General features: G+C 58.8%; 19 protein-coding genes, 1 pseudogene and 1 riboswitch. Of the genes and pseudogenes, 11 read left to right on the top strand and 9 right to left on the bottom strand.

Annotated elements, in window-relative coordinates; genetic code table 11:
* Nucleotides 1-27 precede the first annotated feature (27 nt).
* Both WCS52_09155 and WCS52_09160 read right to left on the bottom strand, forming a co-directional pair.
* Nucleotides 28-1,485: a TolC family protein gene (locus tag WCS52_09155; protein ID MEI6167350.1), complete on the bottom strand. Its 1,458-nt coding sequence runs from the start codon at nucleotides 1,483-1,485 to the stop codon at nucleotides 28-30.
* Nucleotides 1,482-2,087 carry a TetR/AcrR family transcriptional regulator gene (locus WCS52_09160; protein MEI6167351.1) on the bottom strand — a complete coding sequence of 202 codons (606 nt, stop codon included), beginning with the start codon at nucleotides 2,085-2,087 and terminating at the stop codon, nucleotides 1,482-1,484. Before WCS52_09160 ends, WCS52_09155 begins: the two co-directional genes overlap by 4 nt.
* Nucleotides 2,088-2,208: 121 nt before the next feature.
* Here WCS52_09160 and WCS52_09165 point away from each other — a divergent pair.
* The 5 genes and pseudogenes from WCS52_09165 (at nucleotide 2,209) to WCS52_09185 (ending at nucleotide 6,513) form a co-directional block, all read left to right on the top strand.
* Nucleotides 2,209-2,688 (top strand): annotated as a pseudogene (locus WCS52_09165) (ribonuclease H).
* Nucleotides 2,689-2,783: 95 nt separating this feature from the next.
* Nucleotides 2,784-3,776: a tRNA-dihydrouridine synthase family protein gene (locus WCS52_09170; GenBank protein ID MEI6167352.1), complete on the top strand. Its 993-nt coding sequence runs from the start codon at nucleotides 2,784-2,786 to the stop codon at nucleotides 3,774-3,776.
* On the top strand, nucleotides 3,773-4,945 hold the full coding sequence (locus tag WCS52_09175; protein MEI6167353.1) for a Xaa-Pro peptidase family protein: 1,173 nt from the start codon (nucleotides 3,773-3,775) through the stop codon (nucleotides 4,943-4,945). Before WCS52_09170 ends, WCS52_09175 begins: the two co-directional genes overlap by 4 nt.
* A gap of 72 nt (nucleotides 4,946-5,017) precedes the next feature.
* Complete coding sequence (locus WCS52_09180) at nucleotides 5,018-5,392, top strand: hypothetical protein (protein ID MEI6167354.1); 375 nt, start codon at nucleotides 5,018-5,020, stop codon at nucleotides 5,390-5,392.
* A complete protein-coding gene (locus tag WCS52_09185; GenBank protein MEI6167355.1) occupies nucleotides 5,389-6,513 on the top strand; it encodes a D-alanyl-D-alanine carboxypeptidase family protein in 1,125 nt (374 codons plus the stop codon). The genes WCS52_09180 and WCS52_09185 overlap by 4 nt, the downstream gene beginning before the upstream one ends.
* A 6-nt stretch (nucleotides 6,514-6,519) precedes the next feature.
* Here the strand turns inward: WCS52_09185 and WCS52_09190 are convergent, their stop codons facing one another.
* The 4 genes from WCS52_09190 to WCS52_09205 form a co-directional block, all read right to left on the bottom strand.
* Entirely contained in the window at nucleotides 6,520-6,690 is a 171-nt protein-coding gene (locus tag WCS52_09190) for a hypothetical protein (protein MEI6167356.1), read from the bottom strand.
* Nucleotides 6,687-9,197: a leucine--tRNA ligase gene (gene leuS / locus WCS52_09195; protein MEI6167357.1), complete on the bottom strand. Its 2,511-nt coding sequence runs from the start codon at nucleotides 9,195-9,197 to the stop codon at nucleotides 6,687-6,689. The genes WCS52_09190 and leuS overlap by 4 nt, the downstream gene beginning before the upstream one ends.
* Nucleotides 9,198-9,201: 4 nt before the next feature.
* Complete coding sequence (locus tag WCS52_09200; protein ID MEI6167358.1) at nucleotides 9,202-10,581, bottom strand: TrpB-like pyridoxal phosphate-dependent enzyme; 1,380 nt, start codon at nucleotides 10,579-10,581, stop codon at nucleotides 9,202-9,204.
* A gap of 88 nt (nucleotides 10,582-10,669) precedes the next feature.
* Nucleotides 10,670-11,953: an ankyrin repeat domain-containing protein gene (locus WCS52_09205; GenBank protein MEI6167359.1), complete on the bottom strand. Its 1,284-nt coding sequence runs from the start codon at nucleotides 11,951-11,953 to the stop codon at nucleotides 10,670-10,672.
* 99 nt (nucleotides 11,954-12,052) lie between these two features.
* Between WCS52_09205 and hisH the strand changes: the two genes are divergently transcribed.
* Nucleotides 12,053-12,676, top strand: coding sequence for an imidazole glycerol phosphate synthase subunit HisH (hisH, locus tag WCS52_09210; GenBank protein MEI6167360.1), 624 nt, complete (start codon nucleotides 12,053-12,055; stop codon nucleotides 12,674-12,676).
* Complete coding sequence (gene hisF, locus WCS52_09215) at nucleotides 12,670-13,449, top strand: imidazole glycerol phosphate synthase subunit HisF (protein MEI6167361.1); 780 nt, start codon at nucleotides 12,670-12,672, stop codon at nucleotides 13,447-13,449. Before hisH ends, hisF begins: the two co-directional genes overlap by 7 nt.
* A 61-nt stretch (nucleotides 13,450-13,510) precedes the next feature.
* On the opposite strand, the gene WCS52_09220 is transcribed toward hisF, so the two are convergent.
* A complete protein-coding gene (locus tag WCS52_09220) occupies nucleotides 13,511-14,302 on the bottom strand; it encodes a TatD family hydrolase (protein MEI6167362.1) in 792 nt (263 codons plus the stop codon).
* Between the two features lie 44 nt (nucleotides 14,303-14,346).
* On the opposite strand from WCS52_09220, the gene WCS52_09225 reads away from it, so the two are divergent.
* The 4 genes from WCS52_09225 to pflA all read left to right on the top strand — a co-directional run bounded on the left by WCS52_09225 (nucleotide 14,347) and on the right by pflA (nucleotide 21,430).
* On the top strand, nucleotides 14,347-15,624 hold the full coding sequence (locus WCS52_09225) for an MFS transporter (protein ID MEI6167363.1): 1,278 nt from the start codon (nucleotides 14,347-14,349) through the stop codon (nucleotides 15,622-15,624).
* 20 nt (nucleotides 15,625-15,644) lie between these two features.
* The gene (locus WCS52_09230) at nucleotides 15,645-18,278 is read left to right on the top strand and encodes an AMP-binding protein (protein MEI6167364.1); all 2,634 of its coding nucleotides are present in this window, start codon (nucleotides 15,645-15,647) and stop codon (nucleotides 18,276-18,278) included.
* A 44-nt stretch (nucleotides 18,279-18,322) separates the two neighbouring features.
* A riboswitch (ZMP/ZTP riboswitch) is annotated at nucleotides 18,323-18,420 on the top strand.
* A 32-nt stretch (nucleotides 18,421-18,452) separates the two neighbouring features.
* Nucleotides 18,453-20,699 carry a formate C-acetyltransferase gene (pflB, locus tag WCS52_09235; GenBank protein ID MEI6167365.1) on the top strand — a complete coding sequence of 749 codons (2,247 nt, stop codon included), beginning with the start codon at nucleotides 18,453-18,455 and terminating at the stop codon, nucleotides 20,697-20,699.
* Entirely contained in the window at nucleotides 20,699-21,430 is a 732-nt protein-coding gene (gene pflA, locus WCS52_09240) for a pyruvate formate-lyase-activating protein (GenBank protein ID MEI6167366.1), read from the top strand. The genes pflB and pflA overlap by 1 nt, the downstream gene beginning before the upstream one ends.
* Here pflA and clpX read toward each other — a convergent pair.
* Entirely contained in the window at nucleotides 21,419-22,711 is a 1,293-nt protein-coding gene (gene clpX / locus WCS52_09245; protein MEI6167367.1) for an ATP-dependent Clp protease ATP-binding subunit ClpX, read from the bottom strand. The genes pflA and clpX overlap by 12 nt on opposite strands.
* 6 nt (nucleotides 22,712-22,717) lie before the next feature.
* Nucleotides 22,718-23,338, bottom strand: coding sequence for an ATP-dependent Clp endopeptidase proteolytic subunit ClpP (gene clpP, locus WCS52_09250; GenBank protein ID MEI6167368.1), 621 nt, complete (start codon nucleotides 23,336-23,338; stop codon nucleotides 22,718-22,720).
* Between the last annotated feature and the right edge of the window lie 11 nt (nucleotides 23,339-23,349).

Raw genomic sequence — 23,349 nt, forward strand, 5'->3', positions numbered from 1 at the left:
TTTCCGGGCATGGAGGGTTTTGCTCTGTCAAAACCTGCTTTTCAAGGCCTCCTGAGTTTTAAGGGAGCCGCCTTTTTCTATGATGCCCGTGGCGTGTGCCAGATTGGCCAGTGCCGTGAAGACCTCTTGCCGTGCGACAATCTGCTGGCGGCGGGCATCGGCAAGTTGAGCTTCCGCGTTCAAGACATCCAGAATGCTTTTGATGCCGGATTTGTAGCTTTCCATGGCCATTTCCCATGAAGCGGTGGCGCTTTTGAGGGAAGAGAGGCTGAATTCAAGCAGATTCAGGGCGGTTTCGTAATTTTGGAAACGGGTCCAGATTTCGGCGCTGGCGCCCAGTTCCGCATCCTTGAGTTGTGCCCGGGTGGCATCGGCTTGTGCCTCGGCGGTCCGGATGGTGCTCAGGGTCTGTAACCCGTCAAAAATATTCCATTTCAGGCTCACGCCTCCCATATACGCCCATTCATCGTCTGAGGCGGCGCGATTGCTCTGTCCGTAGAGTTCCGAATAGTTACGATTCGCCGAGCCATTGAGATACAGCGAGGGCCAGCGGGAGGCCCTGGCGACCTTGATGGCCGCCTCCCGTGCGGCCAGGGAGGCCCTTAAGGCGGCAAGATCCGGGCGGCGTGCCAGCGCGGCATCCATGAAGCGCTTCATATCCTGATGCGAGAGCGAGGTGGGCAGGGTGTAGCCAGGGACAGCAATTTGGAGGGTTGTGTCAGCCGGGAGTCCGACGGATTGGGCCAGAAGGCCCCAACTGATCTTCTGCAGCCCCAGGGCGGTGGCCTGGGCGTAAAGGGTTTGATCATAGAGCGTTTGGGCCTGGAGCACATCCAGATCCACCCCGACGCCGGCATTACGGCGTTCGGTGGCGGCATCGAGAATGGCCTTGGTATCCAGGGCATTGGTAGTGGTCGAGTCCACCGCCGCCTGGGCGGTAATCACCCGGTAGTAGGCGATTTCCGAAGTGAGCAGGGTGTCCTGAATCGCCCGGTTGAAGGCGAAGTTGCTGGCGTAGACGGTCTGGAGGGCCTGGTCCACCGCTGCCCGACGCCCGCCCCCGAAATTAAGGACCAGGTAGTTCAGTTGCAGGCCAGGGCCATAGTTCATGACATTCTGGTCATAACTCTCAGGATCGGCGGAGGTGATGGTCCGGGTCGCGCTGGCTCCGGCCGTAAGGCTCGGCATGAAATAACCCTGTGCGTAGCGGACCTGTTCAGAGGCGGCACGGGCTTCGTGCCAGGCCTTGCTGGTCGCGGCATTGTTGTGGAGGGCCAGATCCGCGATGTCGGCTAACGTCAGCGGCTTGGACAGGTCGGTCGGGGTTTCCGCTCGCACGGCTTCCCAGACTTTATCCGGTTTTTGGGCGTCCTCTGGCGCGGTCCATTCAGTGGTGGACGAAGGCGGCGGAGGCGCCTGCACGCAGCCAGCGATGAAGGCGGCCAGAGTGGTAGCCGCAAGAGCCTGGAATAGAGATGTTTTCATGATTTTCGACCCGTTGGTTTGGGATGAGTAGCCATTACAATAGTATCTACGAGATTATGGACATAGTCGCCGGGGGGGGCGGGCTTGTAGTCAAACATGGTCTCGCACCAGGCGTAGTGGGACAGCGCCCCGAGAAAGATCTGGGCCTGAATCTCGGGAGAAGCCATTTTCATGCGGCCCGCCTTGATTTCCAGGTTGAAATACCGGCATAACACCTCCATTTTTTGAATCGGAGGAGGACATTGGCCGGGCTGATGATGCTTGGGAATGGTGATCCCGCTCGATGAAACCATCATGATGCGAGGGAGAATCAGCCGGAGGTGATTGAGGAGGAGGCCCCCGGCGGTTTCAAGCGTGGTGCGGATATCCCCTTTTCCTGCTGACGCCATCAGGCATTCCCCCCAGGACTGCTCGCCGGCCTCCGCGTTCATGGCGGCGAGGAACAGGTTGCATTTGCTCTTGTAGTGTTTGAAGAGGGACCCTTCGGATACGCCGGCCGCCTTGGCAATCAGGACGGTGCTGGCTTTATAGCCATGGGTCATGAAGACCTTGCGGGCCGCCTCGAGAATAGCATCAGGGTGTATGGATACCGGTCGCGCCATTGAAAAAATCCTGTTCCTTTAAAAAGTAAGCGCTCACTCATTAATTGATTCAGGCCGGGAAGTCAAGCGGGAAGTCTCCTTTTTCCTCCCTTCTTTCCCCGCCCACTGTCATACTTGCCTCATGTGTGCAGACCAAGTCATTGAGATTTATACGGATGGGGCCTGTTCCCCGAATCCGGGGCGGGGCGGGTATGGCGCCCTGATTGTTCAGCAGGGGCGGCGGCGGGAGCTCTCCGGCGGCTTTTGTAAAACCACGAACAACCGGATGGAAATCCTGGCGGCCGTGGAGGGGCTGAAGTCGGTTACCGCGGGACAGGGGACTGGACTGGCGATCACCGTTTTCAGCGACTCCCGGTACCTCGTGGATATGTTTAATCAGGGCCATGCGAAACGCTGGCGGGCCAAGGGGTGGATGCGCGGGCCGAAAGACCGGGCCAAGAATGAGGATCTGTGGGGGGCACTGTTGGATCTGACGGCACCGCATGGCGTCAACTTCGTCTGGGTGAAGAGTCACAATGAACATCCTGAGAACGAACGCTGCGACCAGTTGGCGGTGGACGCCCGCCAGCAGGCCCATCTCCCGCCTGATGAGGGGTATGAGGGGGTGAAGGCCGTCAGCAGTGGGCAGTGGGCCGTGAGCAGTAAGCCGTTGGCAGTGGGCAGTCGTCAGCGGGCAGAAGAGCAGTTGGTCCTGTTATGAGTGACTTGCCGCTAACTGCCGACTGCCGACTGCCTACTGTCTTGATTCTCGCCCCGATCCGTGGGGTGACCGATGTGGTTTACCGGGAGGCGTTTGCCCGCTGTTTCAGCGGCATTGATCGGGCGGTCGCCCCCTTCTTGCAACTCCGGCAGGGGCACCCCCTGCGTCCAGCTGAATTGCGGCAGGTAGCTCTTGAAACGAATCGCGCGTTACGCACCATCCCGCAGGTGCTGACGAACCATGCCCCCACCTTCTCCGCCGCCTTACGCGAATTGAGGGAGGCCGGTCATGAAACGGTGAATTGGAATCTGGGTTGCCCTTATCCGACCGTGGCTGGGCGCGGACGCGGGGCGGGGCTGCTTCCCCATGCGCAGCAGATTGATGCCATTCTGGCAGAGGTCCTGAAGGACGCACCGGTCCGCCTTTCCGTGAAAATGCGTTTGGGGTATCATGACCCGGATGAATTCAAGGCCGTGATCGAGGTGCTGAACCAATACCCTCTCGCAGAAGTGAGCCTGCATGCCCGCACGGCGGATCAGATGTATGCGGGCGAGGTGGATGTCGGGAGGGCCGCTCAAGCCCTGGCTCTGTGCCGGCATCCCTTTGTATTCAACGGGGATATTGCCAGTGTGGAGGCTTTCCTCGACCTGTGCCGTCAGCTGCCCCTGGCCGCGGGCTGGATGATCGGCCGGGGGGTATTGCAAAATCCTTTTCTGCCTTCCCTGATTCAGGGCAGGCCGTGGCCGTCATCCGATTCCCGCCGTGCCCAGCTGATCGCCTTCCATGGCCGGCTGTTCGAAGGCTATGGTCAGTGGCTGAGCGGGCCCCAGCACCGGATGGACAGGATGCTGGAGCAATGGGAATATCTGGCGCAGGTCTTCGCTGATCCCCATGCGGTTTTTTCTCGTATTCGCCGCAGTCATGCCAATAATTACGAAGCGACGGTGGCGTGGGCCTTTGATCAAAGCTTGAAGCAGGTGAATCCATGACGTTACATGATGAAATCAAACAGCGGGTGGCCCGCATGCAGGCGTTGATCCGGGAGAAGGGGCTGGAGGGGGCCTTTTTCATTTTTCCGATCGATGTCTATTATTTCTGTGGCACGAATCAGAATGCCGCGCTGTGGATGCCGGCCGCAGGGGATCCCGTCCTCCTGGTCCGCAAGAGTCTCACCCGCGCCCGGGAAGAGAGTCTCCTCGCGGATGTGAGGCCCTTTCCGGCCAGCAAGGATTTCCCCGGGACGTTCAACCAGGCCCTGCGCAAGGTGGGACTGACGTTTGATGTCGTCCCTGTACAGCAGTTGAATTACTACAGCAAGTTGCTGCCGGGTTGTGAATTTGTTGATATCACTTCGTTGAATCGCGAGGTCCGTTCTGTCAAATCTCCCTACGAACTGGAGCAGTTGCGGCACAGTGGCCGGGAGATTGGCCGGGTGTTCAGCCAGGTGCCGCATTTCCTGAAGGTGGGGATGCGGGAACTGGATGTGGCGGCGGAATTCGAGTACCGGCTTCGCAAGGCCGGGAATGAGGGAGGGATCCGGATGCGGGCCTTCAATCAGGAGCTCTTCCTGGGGCTGGTCGTGTCGGCCGGAGGGGCGGCCCACGGGGCCTTTGATGGCGCGGTGACGGGGCGGGGGCTTTCGAGCGCCTCCCCTTGTGGATCCTCGCGGGATGTGATTAAAGAAAATGAACCGGTCTTCATGGACTACACCGGTGTGTTTAATGGCTACATCACGGACATGACCCGGGTGTTTGTCCTGGGGTCGCTGGATCCCGACCTGCGGCAGGCCTTTGAGGTCTCACTGGAAATTCAGGCCTTCCTTCAGGGCGCATTGAAGCCGGGTGCCATTTGTGAGGAGCTTTATTTCAGAGCCGCGGAAATGGCGGATGAGGCGGGCCTGGGGAAGCAGTTTATGGGCATGCCGGGGGAGCAGTCGCGATTTGTCGGACACGGGGTCGGGCTGGAGCTGGATGAGTGGCCGATCCTGGCGAAGGGATTCAAGGACCCGCTGAAAAACGGGCAGGTCATTGCCATTGAACCCAAGTTCGTGATCCCGGGAAAAGGGGTCATTGGCATTGAAAACACCTTTGCCGTCACGGAGGCCGGCGGTGAAAAGCTAACCGACATACCCGACCCGATCACGTTTGTGTCAGGGTAGACGTGTCTAAAACCCGCGAAACAAAAGGGATTTACCACGGAGGTACGGAGGGGGATAAGGGAGAGGAAGAAAATGTTTCGCGATTTTTCGAAATGGCGAGTACCCCATTTTGAAAAATCGCGAAACACCTCTCCGGGAGTAGGAAGGGAGAAGCAACCACTCCAGTTGTGCTTCGCTCCATCAAAACCTTCTCGTCTGCTCTTCCTCCAGGAACGGGTTGCGGGAATTTCGGATTCGGTACTCCGAATGCAAAATTCCCGCAACATTTTCTTCCTCTCCCTTATCCCCCTCCGTACCTCCGGGGTGAATCTTGGTTTTCGCTTATTTTTAGTGGCCGGAGTAATAGTGGTGAAGTTCCTCTTTTGTGTGAAGATCAATGGACAGGGAAAAGGCGATGCGCTACATTTTATGCCCATTCTATTTAGTGAAAGCGAAACGGATCAATGACGACAATAAAAATGATGCGGTGTCTGGCGATGGTGGCGTGTGCAGGGGTGTTGGCGGTGGGCGGAACGGCGCTGGCGGAAACCAAGGCCACTAAGAAAGCGGTCGCCAAACCCAAGACGGCCTCCTCGGGACGGGCGACCTTGCCGAACCGCACGGCCGATCCCTATCTGGGTGCGATTGTGGTGGATGCGGCGACCGGGCAGGTTCTGGTGGAGCAGAATGCCGATGCGGCCGGTTTCCCTGCCAGCGTCATCAAGCTCATGGATATGATGGTCCTGCTGGATCAGATTTCCGCCGGGCAGATCAGCCTGAGCAATTCCGTAACCGTGACGGCGGAGTCGTCGAAGATTGGCGGGTCACAGGTGTATTTGAAGGAGGGCGAGGTGTTTACCCTCGAAGACCTCATGTATGCCCTGATGATTCAGTCGGCGAACGATTCCGCCATGGCCATGGCGTTGAGTGTGGCGGGCTCGTCGGCCGGATTTGTGGAGCTGATGAATAAGAAGGCGGGTGAATTAGGGATGGCCAACACGTCCTTCCATTCCGTGCATGGCCTGCCGCCGGCCGCCGGACAGGCGGGCGATACGTCGACAGCCCGTGATCTGTCCAAGCTGGCCTGCGCCCTGATTGCCCAACATCCCGAGATCCTCAAGTATACCTCGACCCAGGTCCGGAATTTCAGGCCCGATACCAAACCCTTCGAGATGCGCAGTCACAATCATCTGTTGCATGAGTTTCCGGGTTGCGATGGATTGAAGACGGGGTATATCACCGCCGGCGGGTTTTCGATTGTGGCGACCGCCCAGAAAAACGGACGCCGTGTGATCGCCGTGGTCCTGGGCAGCAAAGACCGTAAAGTGCGGGATGCCAAGGCGATGGAGTTGCTGTCGAAGGGGTTTGCCGCCCTGCCGCCGCTGCCGCCTCCCCCTCCCCCGGTCATCCATACGGTGACCACCAATCTGCCGGCGGCACTGCCTGTGACCGATGAGTCCCTGCCTGTCGCCGAGACGACGCATATGGGGTGGCTGAAGATCGCCGGGATCGGGCTGGCGGCCAGTCTGGTGGTGGTCGCCATCGGCAGCTTCTTTATCAAGAAGCGGTCCCGTAACGAATTCCAGTAAGCCGGTTTACCGTGGCGGGGCGGCGGCGGCCGGCCGCTCCTGATGCGCGTGCCAGCTCTTGACGCCGAGGCCCAGTAACGCCAGCGCCAGCACCAGGCAGAGCGCTTTGCGCTCGCCGGCCGTCAGGGCAAACGTGGACCGCGTCAATTCCTGCAACCTGATACGCCAGCGGTTCATGGCGTGGCCACAATGTTGACCAGTTTGCCCGGGATGACCACCACTTTGCGGATAGTGAGCCCGGCCAGCATCTGCTTCACCGGCTCCAGCGTCAGGACATGGGCCTCAATCTCCTTGGGCGACAGACGCGTGGGGATGACTTCGCGGCTCTTGATTTTGCCATTGAGCTGAATGACGATTTCGATGGTGTCGCGGGCCAGCGCCTTTTCGTTCACCTGCGGCCAGGGCGCTGAGAGGACGCTGGGTTGATGCCCAAGTTCGACCCACAGTTCTTCCGCGACATGTGGCGCGAACGGGGAGATCAATACCACCAGGGTTTCAATCGTTTCCCGGTAAACGGCCCGGCAGGGCTCGCTGCTGGTGGCATCCACTTTCATGGCATCCACCGCATTCATTAATTCCATGATCTGGGCGATGGCGGTATTGAATTGAAACGCCCCTTCCAGATCGTGGGTGATCTTGGCAATGCTCTCATGCAATTTCCGGTAAAGATCGCGTTCCGGTGTCTCCATGGTGGAGAGATCGGTTTTCAGCGTGGCGGAGGCCTGGAGCAGGGCGTGGGTCTCGTAAACCCGGCGCCAGATCCGGCGCAGGAACCGGAATGAGCCCTCTACGGCCGTGTCGCTCCATTCGGCATCCTTCTCGGGCGGTCCGATGAACAAGGTATAGAGCCGGACGGTGTCGGCCCCATACTCGCGGATCAGTTCGTCGGGCGAGACCACGTTGCCTTTGGATTTGGACATTTTGTAAAGCTGGCCATCCTTCTCGCTGCGTTTGCAGATCATGCCCTGGGTGAACAGCGCCTTGAAGGGTTCGCGGAAGGAGCAGGTATCGGCATCATGCAGTACTTTCAGGATGAACCGGGAATAGAGCAGGTGCAGCACCGCGTGCTCGATGCCACCGATATATTGATCGACCGGCAGCCAGTAATCCACGTCCTTCTTATTATAGGCCACCGTGGTGTCGCGCGGGTTGACGTAGCGGAGGTAATACCAGCAGGAGCAGATCCACTGAGCCAGCGTGTCGGTCTCGCGCCGGGCCGGCTTGCCGCAGGTCGGGCAGGGGGTGTTGATGAAGCCTTCGTGAAAGGATAGCGGATTGCCCCGTTCAGTTTTGAAATCCACATCGTCCGGCAACAGGACGGGGAGATCCTTCTCCGGCACCGGCACGGCGCCGCAAGCCGGGCAGTGGATGATCGGGATGGGGGAGCCCCAGTACCGCTGCCGGCTGATCAGCCAGTCGCGAATCCGGAAATGGGTCGTGAAATCCCCAAAGCCCTTATCCTTGGCCAGCTGAATGATATCCGTCATCGCTTCGCGGTTATTCCGCCCGTTGAAGGGCGCGGAGTTGGCCATGGCCCCATCTTCGACATAGGCCTCCTTCATGGCCGCGGCCTCAAGGGTCCCGTCCGGGTTCTGGATGACCACCTTGATGGGGAGGGTGTAGGCCTTGGCAAAGTCGAAGTCACGCTGGTCATGCGCGGGCACGGCCATGACGGCGCCGGTGCCGTATTCCATCAGCACGTAATTGGTAATCCAGAGCGGGGCCAGCTCGCCGTTATAGGGGTTGCGGACATGAAAGCCGGTGAACACGCCTTCTTTCTTGGTGGAATCATCCGCGCGTTCGGCGGCGGAGACCATTTTCTCCTTCTCCACGAAGGCCTTGATCTCGGCGGCGCGCGGATTGGCGCGAAGCAACTTTTCAACCAGAGGATGTTCCGGGGCCAGCGCCATGAAGGTGACCCCGTAAATGGTGTCAGGCCGGGTGGTGAAGACCGGGCAGGGATCCCCCGTTTCCGCGACGGTAAACTCGACCCGGGCGCCGGTGGAACGGCCAATCCAGTTCCCCTGCATGGTGCGCACCTTTTCCGGCCATTGGTCGAGCAGGGAGAGATCATCGAGCAGTTTTCCGGCATACTCGGTGATTTTGAAGAACCACTGGGTCAGGTCCTTTTTGACCACTTTCCGGCCGCAGCGTTCGCAGGTGCCGTCGGCCAGGACTTCCTCATTGGCCAGGGTGGTGCAATAGTCGCACCAGTTGACGGGGGCGTTTTTCTGGAAGGCCAGCCCGCGTTCGTGAAGCTTGAGGAAGATCCACTGGGTCCACTTGTAGTAATCCGGATGACAGGTGGCGATTTCCCGGTCCCAGTCATAGCCGATCCCCCAGGATTGGAGTTGGCGCTTCATCTGCTTGATATTGCTGTACGTCCATTCCTTGGGATGAACCCCGCGTTGTTTGGCGGCATTTTCAGCAGGAAGCCCGAAAGCGTCCCAGCCCATGGGCGACAGGACGCGGAAGCCGCGGACCATTTTGTAGCGGGTTACTGCGTCGCCGATGATGTAATTGCGGCCATGCCCGACATGCATGGTGCCGGACGGGTAGGGAAACATGGTCAGGCAGTAGTATTTCTTCTGATGGACCGAGGTGTCCACCTTGAATACCTGCTGATCCTGCCAATACTTCTGCCACTTGGGCTCAATCTCGTTAAATGGGTAATGTTCTTGCATGGTATTACTGCAGTGGGGGCGGTTTCGGGAGATCTTTCAGGCAGGCCTGGGCTTTGGCAATTTCGGCATCCGACATCTCGTAATCCGTCAACTTGCCGTCAAAGAAGGCCTGATAGCCGCTCAAGTCCATGATGCCGTGGCCGGACCAGTTCAGGACGATGACCTTCTCCTTGCCCTCTTCCTTGGCCAGATTGGCTTCGCGGATAGCCATGGCGATGGCGTGTGAAGTCTCGGGGGCCGGGATAAAGCCCTCCGCCCGGGTGAACGCCATGGCGGCCCGGTAGCATTCCAGCTGGGGAATCGCGCGGGCTTCAATCAAGCCTTCGCGCAAGGCGTGGCTGACCAGGGGGGCCATGCCGTGATAGCGGAGGCCGCCGGCATGGATCGGGGCCGGTACGAAGGAGTGGCCCAGGCTGTACATCGGCAGCAGGGGCGTCATCATGGCCACATCCCCGGAATCATAAGCGAAGGTGCCCTTGGTCATCTTGGGACAGGCCGAAGGCTCGACGGCGATGACCTTTGGATTCCGGGTGCCGGCAATTTTGTCGGCCAGGAACGGGAACGCCATGCCTGCGAAATTGGAGCCGCCCCCGGCGCAACCAATGACCACATCCGGATAAAGGCCGACTTTCTCGAATTGCTTCTTGGTTTCCAGTCCGATGATGGTCTGGTGCAACAGCACATGGTTCAGCACGCTGCCCAGGGCGTAGCGGGTGTCCTTGTGGGTCACGCAGTCCTCAATGGCTTCGCTGATGGCGATGGCCAGACTGCCCGGGCAGTTGGGGTCGCTGGCCAGAATGGTGCGGCCGGCATTGGTTTCCGGACTGGGGCTGGCCACGCATTGGGCGCCCCAGGTTTGCATCATGATTTTGCGCAACGGCTTCTGCTCGAAGCTGACCTTTACCATGTAGACCTTGCATTCCAGACCGAACATCTGACAGGCCATGGCGATCGAACAGCCCCACTGGCCGGCCCCCGTCTCCGTAGTGATCCGTTTAATGCCGAAGACTTTATTGTAATAGGCCTGGGGTACGGCGGAATTGGGCTTATGGCTGCCGGGGGCCGACACCCCTTCATTCTTGTAGTAGATCTTGGCCGGGGTTTTGAGGGCCTGCTCAAGCCGGTAAGCGCGGCAAAGCGGGCTGGGGCGCCACTGCCAGAGGATTTGCAGGACTTCGTCAGGGATATCAATCCACCGCTGCGTGCTGACTTCCTGTTCAATCAGGTTCATGGGGAACACCGGGGCCAGCATCTCGGGGGTTAACGGCTTGCCGTCCGGCGTGATCGGCGGAGGCATGGCATGAGGGAAGTCCGCGGCGATGTTGTACCACTGGCGGGGCATTTCATCTTCATTCAGGAATATCTTGATCTGCTTCATGGTTATCTTTCCTTGTCGTCAACGGGTTCTCTAAAAACAAAAGAGGGTGCCATTATGGCGGAGGTGTTTCTATAGACAAGAGCAAAATAATGACCTACCGGGCCGGGGGCTGAGGGCCCATAAACTTGTTTTTCTGCCAGTAGCCGGTTGTTTTGGTGCCGCCGGAGGTGATGTAGGTGCCTTCGCCATGCATCATGTCGTCCTTCCAGTCGCCGTTGTATTGATCGCTCTCCCCGAATTTAAAGGAGCCATGGCCTGTGGCCAGATGTCCATTTTTCCATTGGCCGGTAATCTGGCCGCCGTTGATGAAGGTGTAGGTTCCCTCGCCCTGCATGATATTGTTTTGCCATTGGCCGCTGTATTGATCGCCAGTGGCAAACGTCTCGGTTCCGAATCCATTCCGGGTATCTTTCAGCCAATGTCCCTCATATTGCGCCCCGCTGGGGAGGGTCAATTTGCCCTGTCCATCCCGTTTATTCGCCAGGAACTGGCCTGTGTAACGGGAGCCATCTGGAAAGATGATTTCGCCTTCGTACCGTTTAATGAGGCTGACCGGCTGGCCGGTGTAGCGGGCTCCGCTTTTGAATTCTTTTGTGATTTTGCCTTCCGGTTCAGCCGGGGCCGGCACCACCGGCGGCGGAGCTTTAACGGGGGCAGGCGGGGTAATCGCTTCCGGGGGCGGGGCGGTTTTTTTGCCGGTTTCCTTCGAATGGTTGAAAAGGCCCGCCATGAAGGATGGTTTCCGGGGATTCATGGCTTCGAGGGCGGATTTGGCGTTACGTTCCTCGGCAACCGCCCGAGCGGTCTGGTTGTTATTATCGGTGAGGGACAGGTCCGCCCCGTGGGTGATCAGGAGCGTGACAATATCAGCGGCATCGGTGTAGGCCGCCCAGTGCAGCGGGGTAAACCCGGTCGCCGCCTTCACATTGACGTTGGCACCAGCTTGAATCAGGAGTTTGCACAGGGTGTAGTTTTTATTGAAGGCCGCCCAATGGAGCGAGGTGGACCCTTTGGCCGTGATGGCGTTGACATTGGCTCCCTGCTTGATGAGATACTTCGCCATCTCAAGAAAATCCTTGTTCACGGCACAATGCAAGGGGGTCAAGCCCCCTTCGGTGGCCAGATTGACGTCCGCGCCGGCGGACACCAGTTCCTTGACGATATCCAGATGCCCCTGGATGGCGGCCAGAATCAGGGGCGTGGTGTTGTTGGCGTCCTGGGCGTTCAGGCTGTTGGTGTCGGCACCTTTAAGCAGCAGGCGCACCTTGGCGAGGTCCTGCTCCTTGATGGCGTTGTGAAGGGGGGCGGCATCACTCCGGAGGGCGACACTTCCGGCAAGAGCCAGGATGACAATAGACCGTGCAACTGTACTGATCATAGGGCGTTCCTTTTGTTAAAACTCTTTCTCGACAAGAGCGGCCCATAGGATAAGACTATGGCCCCCGAAATGCAAGTAGGGGGGTTGGAAAGGGCGCACATGATAGCGATTGTGGATTACAAGGCGGGAAATCTGACCAGTGTGAAGCTGGCGTTTGAAGCGATTGGCGTGGAGGCGGTCATTACCGACCACCCGCAGACGATCCTTCAGGCGGACCGGGTGGTTTTTCCCGGGGTCGGCGCCGCCGGCGCCTCGATGCGGCATTTGGCTGATTTGAATCTGGTGGATGTGCTTCAGCGGGTCGTGGCCAGGGGCACTCCTTTCCTTGGTATCTGCGTCGGAATGCAGGTGCTGTTTGAACGCTCCGAGGAGGATGGCGGCACGCCCACGCTGGGCTTTATTCCCGGTCAGGTGCGGCTGTTCCGGCCGGTCAATCCTGCCGATAAGGTTCCGCAGATCGGCTGGAATACCGTGCAGTTCCGCCGGACGCATCCGGTGTTTGCCGGCGTGGAAGACGAAACCGAGTTCTATTTTGTTCACAGTTATTATCCGATGACCCTGAATCCGGGTGACTGTGTGGGGGTGACCGCGTATGCGGGAGTGGAGTTCACCTCCGTTGTGGGGCGCGATAACCTCGTGGCTACCCAGTTCCACATTGAGAAATCCGGACGGGTCGGGTTGAAAGTGTTCGAAAATTTTAGCCGATGGGACGGAACATGCTGACGAAACGAATCATTCCCTGCCTGGATGTGCGGAACAAGAAAGTCACCAAGGGAGTCAAATTCCAGAATAATGTGGTCCTGGGCGATGCAGTGGCGCTCGCGGCACAATATTATGAGAACGGGTGCGACGAGTTGGTGTTTTATGACATCACCGCCTCTGCTGAACGGCGGCCGATTGATATTGAGATGGTCCGGGAGGTGGCGCGGGCCATCCATATTCCCTTCGCGGTCGGCGGGGGAATCTCCAACCTGGAGGATATGTCGCGGGTGCTATTGGCCGGTGCCGAAAAAATATCGGTCAATTCCCTGGCGGTGGTGAATCCGCAGATTATTGCCGATGGAGCCAATGCCTTCGGGTCCCAGTGCATCGTGTTGGGAATGGATCCCGTGCGGGTGGAGAATGACCCCCGCTTTCCCAGCGGGTATGAGATCACGACCCGGGGCTTTCGTGAGCGGACCGGTCTGGATGCCCTGGCGTGGGCGAAACAGGCGGAGGATCTGGGGGTCGGTGAGATTGTCGTGAATTCAGTCGATGCGGACGGGATGCGGACGGGGTTTGAACTCGTGCTGACGCGGTTGATTGCCGAGGCCGTCCGGATCCCGGTCGTGGCCTCTGGTGGGGCGGGGACCCCGTCACATCTGGTCGATGCGTTCACGATCGGGAAAGCCGATGCCGCCATCATTGCCGGCATGATCCATACGGGAGAATATACCATCCCTCAAATCAAGAAGGAATTGATTGCGGCCGGAATCCCCATCCGGAAGAAATGGTAGAAAGACCGCGCCCAGAGGCAGGAAATGGAGGGCGCCGCTTAGTCGGCGCCAAAGTCACCGGTTAGCTGAATAGAGTGGTGGCGTTCTGGAAAGTGATCGCCGCTAACTCTTCGGCGGGCAGCCCCCTCAGGTCGGCAACCGTTTGCGCGATAAGCGTTAAGTTCGCGGGTTCGTTCACGGGTTTCCCAGTAATGTCTTTGAATGCGGAGCGGTCTTGATTCAGGTTTGGCCAGAGATCAGGGGCATCGGTTTCAATCAAAAGCCGATCCAGCGGGACCGCCTTGACGGTCTCCCGGCCGTTGAGATTCCGGTCAAAGGTGATGGCGCCGGAAAAGGAGAAGAAGGCCCCGCGCCGGACCAGCGGTGGGATCAGTTCACTGGGGCCCGAATAGGAGTGAAGCACGACGCCGTAGGCCGGCCAGCCTTTCTCATCCAATAGCTCTATCATTCGCCCCCAGGCGCGTCGGCAGTGGAGGGTCACCGGCCGCTGGAGTTCATTGGCCAGATGCAATTGGGTCAGAAAAACGGACTCCTGGTCCGCAAAGGTCGATTTATCCAGGACGTGATCCAGCCCGATCTCCCCGACGGCGGAGGGGGTCATGGCGAGCACCCTTTTCAAAGTGTCAAGCCAGCGGTCTGAACGATCGCCCATATACCAGGGGTGAAGGCCGAACGACAGGCGGACCTGGGGGAAACGATGGGCGATATCGGGCAGCAAGAGCCAATCCGCCTCACTGATGCCGCAGCACATCAGGCCAATGACCCCGGCCTCAGTCGCGCGTGACATGACGTCATCCAGGAACGGGAAGATCCGGGCGTTCTGTAAATGACAATGGGCGTCGAATAATTTCATATCGTGATTGAAACCCTTGCTTGCATTATACATACTCGCGCCTGATGAATAAAGAAAACGTTCCTGAAAGTGATTCCGCTATTCTCCGGCATGCGCGGGGCCAGTTTGCCTGCATGGCCTCTTCCTATGGATTGGGTGTCTTTAACGATAACTTCTTCAAGCAGGCCGCGTTGGTGTTGTTTGTTGCGACCGGCCACAATGAAATGCAGGGGTATGCGTTGAGTGTCTTTACCCTTCCCTTTATTCTTTTTGCCGCTCCGGCGGGGTGGTGTGCGGATCGGTTTGCCAAATGCCATGTGGTGATCGCGGCCAAGTGGCTGGAGTTGTTGGCGATGCTGTTTGGTGCGGTGGGTATCTGTATGGGGGATTCGCCCCTAATTTTCACGATGCTGTTTATCATGGGGTTCCAGGCTACCTTGTTCAGTCCCGCCATGAATGGATCGCTTCCCGATCTCTATCCCGAGCGGTTTGTCACTCGCGCCAACGGAATTCTGCGAATGCTGGTGACCCTTGCCATTTTGGGTGGGGTGGCGGTGGCGGGGATTATGCTGGACCGGCAGGGGTTTTGGTGGGGGGTTGATGCCGGCCGCTTACTGGTCGCCATCACAGTGGTGAGTGTGGCCTTGGTGGGGGTGATTGTGAGTTATGGGGTGCCGCACCGGCCCGCCGCAAATCCGGTATTGAAGTTTCCCTGGAATGGGCCCGTGCACACGATTCGAGAATTGCTCGCCACCCGTAAGGATCCGTTGCTCGCCACTACGATTTTCACGAACGTCTTTGTCTGGCTTGTCGGGTCTCTTGGGATTCTGATCATCAATCCCCTGGGGATTAATCAGTTTCATATGAGCAAAACAGTGACCAGTTATCTGATTGTGGGCCAGTTGGTGGGGCTTGCCGCCGGGGGGGTGATCAGTAGCCGGTTGGTTCCCATTGGCCGTTGGTATCGGGTCGTCTGGCCGCTTTGCCTCGCCATGTCTTTGGTCATGGTGGCCATGGCTGGGGTCCCCTTTCTGCCCGGGAACATCCACCGTCCCGTGATTTTTGTGCTGATTTTTCTGTTAGGTAGTTTTGGGGGCGGGATTCTTATTCCCATGGAAAGTTTCCTCCAAATCCGGCCCCCCGTTGCGAGGAAGGGGGCCGTGCTCTCAGCGGTGAACTTTATTGTATTCATTGGGATCCTTTCGTCCGGACTTCTCTCTAATTACCTTAACGCGCATTTACGGCCGACCTCCGCCTTTGGCGTGATGGGCCTGGCTTCGCTTGTGATTTCCGGGGTGCTATTCGTCTTATTCCGGAAGCAGCAGGAAACAGTCGGGGGTTAATGTAGCGGGGAGCAACATCGGTGTTTACCTCATTAATTTTTGAATGGGCCTCATGGCTGCTTAAGCTTCGTTATTCTGTCCGGGTGCAAGGCCTATGTGATATTTCCCGGCGCGGGAGAACCGGGATTCTGTTTCTGCCGAATCATCCCGCCCTCATTGATCCTGTCATTTTGATGACGCGGCTTTATCCTCGGTTCCGGCCCCGCCCGCTGGCGGATCAGGATCAGGTGAACCGGCCCGGTGTCCGGTGGTTGGCGGGTCAGATCCAGGCGATTACCATTCCTGATCCGGCCGTGTACGGGGAGGCCAGCCGTAAAGCCGTGGAGGACGGCGTGGAGACCTGTATTCAGGCCTTGAAGAACGGGAGCAATCTCCTGCTCTATCCGTCCGGCCATATCGCCCGTCAGCGTTATGAAAACCTGGCCGGCGCCAGTGCGGTTGAGACCATTCTGGCGCGGCTCCCTGAGGTGCGGGTGGTCCTGGTGCGGACCCGCGGGCTGTGGGGCAGCTCCTTCAGCCGGGCGACGGGGTGCGCGCCGGCGTTGGGGAAAGTCAGCATAAAGGCCGCCCGATCACTTCTCGCCAACGGGCTTTTCTTTTCTCCACGCCGCAAGGTTGACATTGCGCTGTCCGAACCTGCCGATTTCCCCCGTGGCGCCGGTCGCGCGGTGATGAACCGGTATCTTGAGGGGGTGTATAATCAGGAGGCGCCGCCCGCCTGGTATGTGCCGTATACCCTCTGGGAAAAAGGGGCGGCTCGCGAAATGTCCGAACCGGTCAATGAGGTGAATCAGGCGGATTTGGACGAGGTTCCTGCGGCCACCTGGGAGCTGGTGATTCAGCATCTTCAGAAACTGAGCGGACGTTCAGCCATCCGGGTTGAGGATTCGCTGTCACGGGATCTGAATCTCGATAGCCTCTCGCTGGTCGATCTCGGCTTATGGGTGGAATCGGAGTTCGGGTTTGCAGTCGGGGATTCGGCGGCGATGGAGACGGTTGGGGATCTTCTGCTGGCGGCCCGGGGCCATGTTGCCGCGCACGGGAAAGTGGAGCTCAAGCCCATTCCCCCGTCATGGTTTTCGGTTGCGGCAGGGGTGCCGGACCGGGCCACCCTTCCGCCGGGTGACACGCTGGCCGCCGTTTTTCTCGCTCAGGCGGCACTCGGCCCGGACCGGGTGGTGCTGGCGGATCAGACGAGTGGAGTGAAGAGCTATCGTGACCTCATTACCGGAATTCTGGCCTTGCGGCCGCAGATCGAGCGGCTTCCGGGAAAGTATGTCGGCATCATGTTGCCGGCGTCTGCCGGCGCTGGCGTGCTCTATCTGGCGACGCTCTTTTCCGGGAAAATCCCGGTGATGGTCAATTGGACGGTGGGGGTCAGGAATATGACGCACTCCCTGGATCTGCTGGGGGTGAAGGCCGTGTTGACCGCAGGATTGGTCGTGCAGAAGATCGAGGCCCAATCGGGGAGCCTGGGCGAGTTGAAGTCCCGTTTTGTCCTGATGGAACAGCTGGGCGCCAGGATCGGGGCCGGCGACAAACTGCAGGCCTGGCTGGGCGCACGATGGGGATGGCGCCGGAAGCTGGCGACGGTCGCCGTTCCCGATACGGCGGTGGTCCTGTTTACCAGTGGTTCCGAGAGCACGCCCAAGGCGGTCCCGCTGACCCATGCCAACCTGCTGGCCAATATGCGCGATCTGTGCGTCGTGTTCAAGTTCATGCCGACCGACCGGCTGGTCGGTATTCTTCCGCCCTTTCACTCCTTCGGCCTCTCCTGCACGATGCTGCTGCCCCTCTGCAGTGGCATCCCGGTGGCCTATCATCCGAACCCCACGGAGGGGGCCATTCTGGCCCGGCTCATTGAGGCCTATCGGATTACGATGCTGGTGGGAACCCCCACTTTCCTGAACGGGATTCTCCGCTCGGTTAAACATCATGAACTGGATTCGTTGCGTGCCGTGATCTCCGGGGCTGAGAAATGCCCGGAACAGACCTATGAATGGGTGAAGCGGCAGTGGCCCCACATGAAGCTCATTGAAGGCTATGGCATTACGGAGTGTTCCCCCGTGGTCTCAGCCAACGACGAGAATGATCCCAAGCCCGGAACCATCGGGAAGGTGTTGCCGTCGGTGGAGGCGGCGATCCAGGACATTGAGTCGGGGCGCTCTGCCCCGGTCGGGTCGGCTGGATTATTGCTCGTGAGGGGACCCAGTATTTTTGGCGGATACCTGAACTATGAGGGGGCCAGTCCCTTTGTGGAGTTTGACGGAAAGTCATGGTATGGCACAGGGGATCTGGTCAAGCGGCAGGCCGACGGAACGCTGATCTTTGCCGGACGCTTAAAACGGTTTGTTAAGCTGGGGGGCGAGATGGTGTCATTACCCGCCATTGAAGAGGTGCTGGGCCGGCATTATGGGACACCGGCTGATGACAAGCCGCTTCTGGCTGTAGAGGCCACGCCGGTTGAGTTGAATCCTGAATTGGTGCTCTTCACCACCCGTGATCTCGATCGGGAAGACGTCAATAATCAGATCAAGGCGGCTGGCCTCTCGCCCATCCACAATATCCGAATGATCCATAAAATCGTTGAAATTCCCGTGCTTGGAACCGGGAAAACAGACTACCGGGCATTGAAGGCGCGGCTTTCAGGATAATTTTAGGTGACATTTGATCCTGAAACTTCGTATAGTTAACCCCGTTGGCGATACAGGACTGGCGGAAACGCGGCTTTAAAGCGCGTGTGGGACCACCACAAGGGACTGTATCGTGTTCTTGCCGACCGCCTGGGCACCCTGAAAATAGTCATTGAGACAAGGAGCGTGCTCAGCGTGAAAACAACTACAGATAGTCAAACGGCGTGGCAAGGATTCACTCCCGGCCCATGGCAACAAACCATCGAAGTCCGCGATTTCATTCAACACAATGTGACTCCCTATGAGGGCGACGAGTCCTTTCTCGCGGGGCCGACCGCCCGGACGCAAGGCTTGAATGCTAAGTTTGAGGCGCTGTTGCGGCAGGAGGCTGAACGAGGGGGCGTTCTGGATATCAATGTCAACGCCATCTCCTCCCTGCTGACCTATGAGCCGGGTTATCTGGATCGTGAAAACGAGTGCATTGTGGGATTGCAGACTGAAAAGCCGCTTTGCCGGGGGGTTAATCCGTTTGGCGGGTTACGGATGGCGCGCCAGGCCTGCGAAGCCTATGGCTATAAGCTGGGGCCTGACGTTGAACAGGCCTGTGCCTACCGGACCACTCATAACGATGGGGTGTTTCATGTCTATTCCGACACCATGCTCAGCCTGCGGAAGCACGGGTATATCACGGGATTGCCAGATGCCTACGGCCGGGGCCGGATTATCGGCGACTACCGGCGTGTGGCCCTCTATGGGGTGGATGCGCTGATGGAGGCGAAACAGGCGGACAAGGATGTCCTTTCCGCCGCGACGATGACCGAAGAGACCATCCGGCGCTGTGAAGAGCTCTGGAAGGAAATTGATTTCCTGGCGAAACTCAAGGAGATGGCGGCCACCTATGGGCTCAATATCGCCGGGCCTGCGTGCACGGCGCAGCAGGCGGTCCAGTGGATATATTTCGCCTACCTGGGTGCGATCAAGGAGCAGAATGGCGCCGCCATGTCCCTCGGGCGCGTGAGCGCCTTTATCGATATCTACTTTGAACGCGAGCTTCGCCGCGGCACCCTCACGGAAAGCCAGGCCCAGGAGATCATTGACCATTTCGTGATGAAGTTGCGGATGGCCCGTCAACTGCGTACGCCGGAGTACAACGAACTGTTTGCCGGGGATCCCATGTGGATTACCGAAGCCGTGGGGGGAATGGGTGAGGACGGACGCACGCTCGTTACGCGTACCAGTTTCCGGTTCCTGAACACCCTCTACACGCTGGGACACGCGCCTGAGCCCAACTTGACCATCCTGTGGTCGCCCCGCCTGCCGGAAGGGTTTCGCCGGTATTGCGCCCGGGTCAGTATCGAGACGGACTCCATCCAGTATGAAAATGACGAACTGATGCGGACCCGCTACGGGGATGATTACGGGATCGCCTGCTGCGTGTCGGCCATGCGGATCGGCAAACAGATGCAGTATTTCGGCGCACGCTGTAATCTGCCCAAGGTCCTGTTGCTTGCCATCAACGGCGGGCGCGATGAGCACTCCGGTGCGCAGATCGCGCCGGTACGGCCGCTTCTGACCGGGGCCCCGCTGGAGTATGGGCAGGTGATGGAGCAGTTCCAATTCTATTGCGACTGGCTCTGCCGGAACTACGTCAACACCATGAACATCATTCACTTCATGCATGACAAGTATGCCTACGAGAAGCTGGAGATGAGTCTGCATGACACCGATGTGGAACGCTTGATGGCGTTTGGTCTGGCCGGACTCTCCGTGATGGCCGACAGTTTCAGTGCGATTCGCTATGCCCGTGTCACGCCGGTCCGTGATGCCCGTGGTCTTGCGGTCGACTTCACCATTGCCGGCGACTTCCCCTGCTACGGCAATGATGATCCGCGTGTCGATGGAATGGCGACCGCCCTGGTGAAGTCATTTGAGGAAGGACTCAAGAAGCATCCCACCTACCGGGGCGCGGCGCACACCCTTTCGATCCTGACCATCACCTCCAATGTGGTGTATGGCCGTTCGACCGGGGCCACGCCCGATGGACGGGCCGCCGGGAAACCGTTTGCGCCGGGTGCCAATCCCATGCATGACCGGGATGGGCACGGTGCGCTCGCCTCACTGAATTCTGTGGCAGGCATTCCCTATGACAGTTGCCGCGATGGGATCAGTTGCACCTTTACCATCACGCCTGACAGTCTCGGCGCCAGGGCACCGGTTCAGGCCTCCAACCTGATCAGCATTCTGGATGGATATTTCGGGCAGCAGGGGCATCATCTCAATGTGAATGTCCTGAACCGGGATCAGTTGCTGGATGCCCAGGCGCATCCCGAACGCTACCCCCAGCTGACCATCCGTGTCTCCGGCTATGCCGTCAACTTCACCCGCCTGAGCCGCAAACAGCAGGATGAGGTGATTGCGCGCACCTTTCATACCACCCTGTAATGACCACCTGTCGTATTCATAGCATCGAGACGCTGGGGGGAGTAGATGGCCCCGGCGTCCGGTGTGTGATCTTTTTCCAGGGTTGCCCCCTGCGCTGCCTGTATTGTCAGAATCCCGACACCCAGTGTGGTGAGGGAGGGCGGGAGGTCAGTCTGAAAGAACTCATGCGCGCGATCGAGCGGACGCGCCCCTATTTCGGGCCGGAAGGCGGCGTCACGCTTTCCGGCGGCGAGCCCCTGGCCCAACCGGCGGCGGTCGCGGGGGTGTTACGCGCCTGTCGTGCGGTCGGCATTCATACGGCCATCGATACCAGCGGGATCTGTTCCACGCCTGCGGCGCTGGAGGCGGCCGCACTGGCAGACCTGCTGCTGCTGGATATCAAACACCCGGATCCCGTGCTCTGCCGGGCTTTGACGGGGAGCGGATTGGATCCGGCCCTGACGCTTCTCAATGCGGCCGAAGCACAGCGGCAGGCCGTGTGGATCAGGCATGTGGTCATTCCCGGCTGGAGTGATACGGTGGAAGTGATGGAGAAACTGGCCGTTCTCCTGGCGCCGTTCACCTGTATCCAACGCGTGGAACTGCTCCCGTATCACCGGTTGGCGGCGGAAAAATACCAGGCGCTCGGCAGGGAACTGCCGTTGCCCGGCATTCCCGCGGCGGATCCGGCCGCCGTGCGGCGACTGGAACAACACCTGCGGGAACGTCTGGCGGCGCTCTTACGCCACTGATTCCGCGACGGCATCCAGTGAGACGCGCTGCGACACCACCATCGTCTTGGTGACGTTGAATTCGCGGACATTACCCCGTTTGGGGACTTCGAACATCACCTCGAGCATCAAGTGCTCCAGGATGGCCCGCAGACCCCGTGCGCCGGTTCCTTTTTTGGCGGCGATCCGGGCCAGTTCTTTCAGGCCGGCTTCGGCAAAGGTCAACTTGACGTCTTCCATCGCCATCAGCTTCTGGTACTGGCGGATCATCGAGTTTTTGGGTTCCACCAAAACCCGGACCAGATCCTCCTCCGTCAGCGGATTGAGCATGGTCACGATAGGGAGACGTCCGATAAACTCGGGAATCAGGCCGTACCGCATCAGGTCTTCCGGTTCAATCCGGGTATTGATCAGTTCCGCCGCGCTTTTCTTTTCAGGCTCTGCAAAGCCAAGCGTCTGCTTGTGCTGGCGGCGACGGAGGATGTCATCCATTCCCACAAACGCGCCTCCGCAGATGAACAGGATGTGCTCGGTGTTGATCTTGAGATATTCCTGCTGGGGGTGCTTGCGACCGCCACCGGGTGGCACACTGGCCGTGGTGCCTTCAATAATCTTCAGCAAGGCCTGCTGAACCCCTTCTCCTGAAACGTCCCGGGTAATGGAGACATTCTCGGTTTTACGGGCGATCTTGTCGATTTCATCGATATAGATAATGCCGCGTTCGGCCTTGGCGATGTCCCCGTCGGCCGCCTGAATCAGGCGCAGGAGAACGTTTTCCACATCCTCGCCGACATAGCCCGCCTCGGTCAGGGTGGTGGCGTCGGAAATGCTGAACGGCACATCAAGACACTTCGCCAGCGTACGGGCGAGCAGGGTTTTGCCGGTGCCTGTCGGTCCGATCATCAGGATGTTGCTTTTTTCAATCTCCACATCCTTGAAGGCCTTCTGGGCTTCCGCATGGGAGTCCTGCTGATGGCGCTTGTAATGGTTGTGAACCGCGACAGACAGCACCTTCTTGGTCTGATCCTGGCCAATGACATACTGATTGAGATAATCATAGATCTCGTGCGGCTTCGGGATTTTCAGGGCCGGCAGGAGCTTTTCTTTCTTGGGGGCCGGCGCGGCGGCCGGGGCGGCGTCACCCTTGCCATCCTTACTGCTCTTCTCAAACATGTCCTGGCTGAGTTTTGAGCAGTTCTGGCAGATGAAGACATCGTTAGGGCCGGCTAGCAGGTTGCCGGTGTCGTGGGCCGGCCGGCCACAGAACGAACATGTGGGCTCACTGTTTTTTGATTTTGCCATACCGGTTTATTTTTTCTTGGTGCTGGATTTGACGTTTTTAACCAGGACCGAATCCACCAGTCCGTAAACGCTGGCCTCTTCGGCGGACATGAAGAAATCCCGGTCAGAGTCCTTGACGATCACATCCAGTGGTTTGCCGGTATGGAACGCCAGGATATCGTTCAGGCGATCCCTCAGGCGCAGGATTTCCTTCGCCTGAATACTGATATCGGTGGCCTGGCCCTGGGCGCCGCCCCAAGGCTGATGGATCATGATGCGGGCATTGGGCAGGGCAAAGCGTTTCCCCTTGGCCCCTGCGGTCAGCAGGATCGCCCCCATGCTGGCCGCCTGGCCCATGCAATAGGTGGCGATGTCGCACTTCAGGAACTGCATCGTGTCATAGATGGCCATACCGGCCGTGACCGAGCCGCCCGGTGAGTTGATGTAGAGGCTGATATCCTTCTCGGCGTCCTCGCTTTGCAGGAACAGCATCTGGGCAATGATCAGACTGGCGGAATCGTCGTCGATGCCGCTGCCGATAAAGATAATCCGGTCTTTCAGCAGACGCGAATAGATGTCATAAGCCCGTTCGCCCCGGCCGGTCTGTTCGACGACCATGGGTACCAACATTTGATGGGTGGTTTGCATAGGGATCTCCT

This window comes from bacterium, from assembly GCA_037128595.1.
Classification (GTDB): domain Bacteria; phylum Verrucomicrobiota; class Kiritimatiellia; order CAIKKV01; family CAITUY01; genus JAABPW01.

Excerpts from the sequence above, each read along its gene's own strand:
- clpX (MEI6167367.1), bottom strand. The coding sequence starts at position 22,711 with ATGGCAAAATCAAAAAACAGTGAGCCCACATGTTCGTTCTGTGGCCGG.
- clpP (MEI6167368.1), bottom strand. The coding sequence starts at position 23,338 with ATGCAAACCACCCATCAAATGTTGGTACCCATGGTCGTCGAACAGACC.
- WCS52_09170 (MEI6167352.1), top strand. The coding sequence starts at position 2,784 with ATGAGTGACTTGCCGCTAACTGCCGACTGCCGACTGCCTACTGTCTTG.
- WCS52_09205 (MEI6167359.1), bottom strand. The coding sequence starts at position 11,953 with ATGATCAGTACAGTTGCACGGTCTATTGTCATCCTGGCTCTTGCCGGA.
- WCS52_09155 (MEI6167350.1), bottom strand. The coding sequence starts at position 1,485 with ATGAAAACATCTCTATTCCAGGCTCTTGCGGCTACCACTCTGGCCGCC.
- pflA (MEI6167366.1), top strand. The coding sequence starts at position 20,699 with ATGACCACCTGTCGTATTCATAGCATCGAGACGCTGGGGGGAGTAGAT.
- WCS52_09220 (MEI6167362.1), bottom strand. The coding sequence starts at position 14,302 with ATGAAATTATTCGACGCCCATTGTCATTTACAGAACGCCCGGATCTTC.
- WCS52_09160 (MEI6167351.1), bottom strand. The coding sequence starts at position 2,087 with ATGGCGCGACCGGTATCCATACACCCTGATGCTATTCTCGAGGCGGCC.
- WCS52_09180 (MEI6167354.1), top strand. The coding sequence starts at position 5,018 with ATGTTTCGCGATTTTTCGAAATGGCGAGTACCCCATTTTGAAAAATCG.
- WCS52_09225 (MEI6167363.1), top strand. The coding sequence starts at position 14,347 with ATGAATAAAGAAAACGTTCCTGAAAGTGATTCCGCTATTCTCCGGCAT.
- hisH (MEI6167360.1), top strand. The coding sequence starts at position 12,053 with ATGATAGCGATTGTGGATTACAAGGCGGGAAATCTGACCAGTGTGAAG.
- WCS52_09185 (MEI6167355.1), top strand. The coding sequence starts at position 5,389 with ATGACGACAATAAAAATGATGCGGTGTCTGGCGATGGTGGCGTGTGCA.
- WCS52_09190 (MEI6167356.1), bottom strand. The coding sequence starts at position 6,690 with ATGAACCGCTGGCGTATCAGGTTGCAGGAATTGACGCGGTCCACGTTT.
- leuS (MEI6167357.1), bottom strand. The coding sequence starts at position 9,197 with ATGCAAGAACATTACCCATTTAACGAGATTGAGCCCAAGTGGCAGAAG.
- hisF (MEI6167361.1), top strand. The coding sequence starts at position 12,670 with ATGCTGACGAAACGAATCATTCCCTGCCTGGATGTGCGGAACAAGAAA.
- WCS52_09175 (MEI6167353.1), top strand. The coding sequence starts at position 3,773 with ATGACGTTACATGATGAAATCAAACAGCGGGTGGCCCGCATGCAGGCG.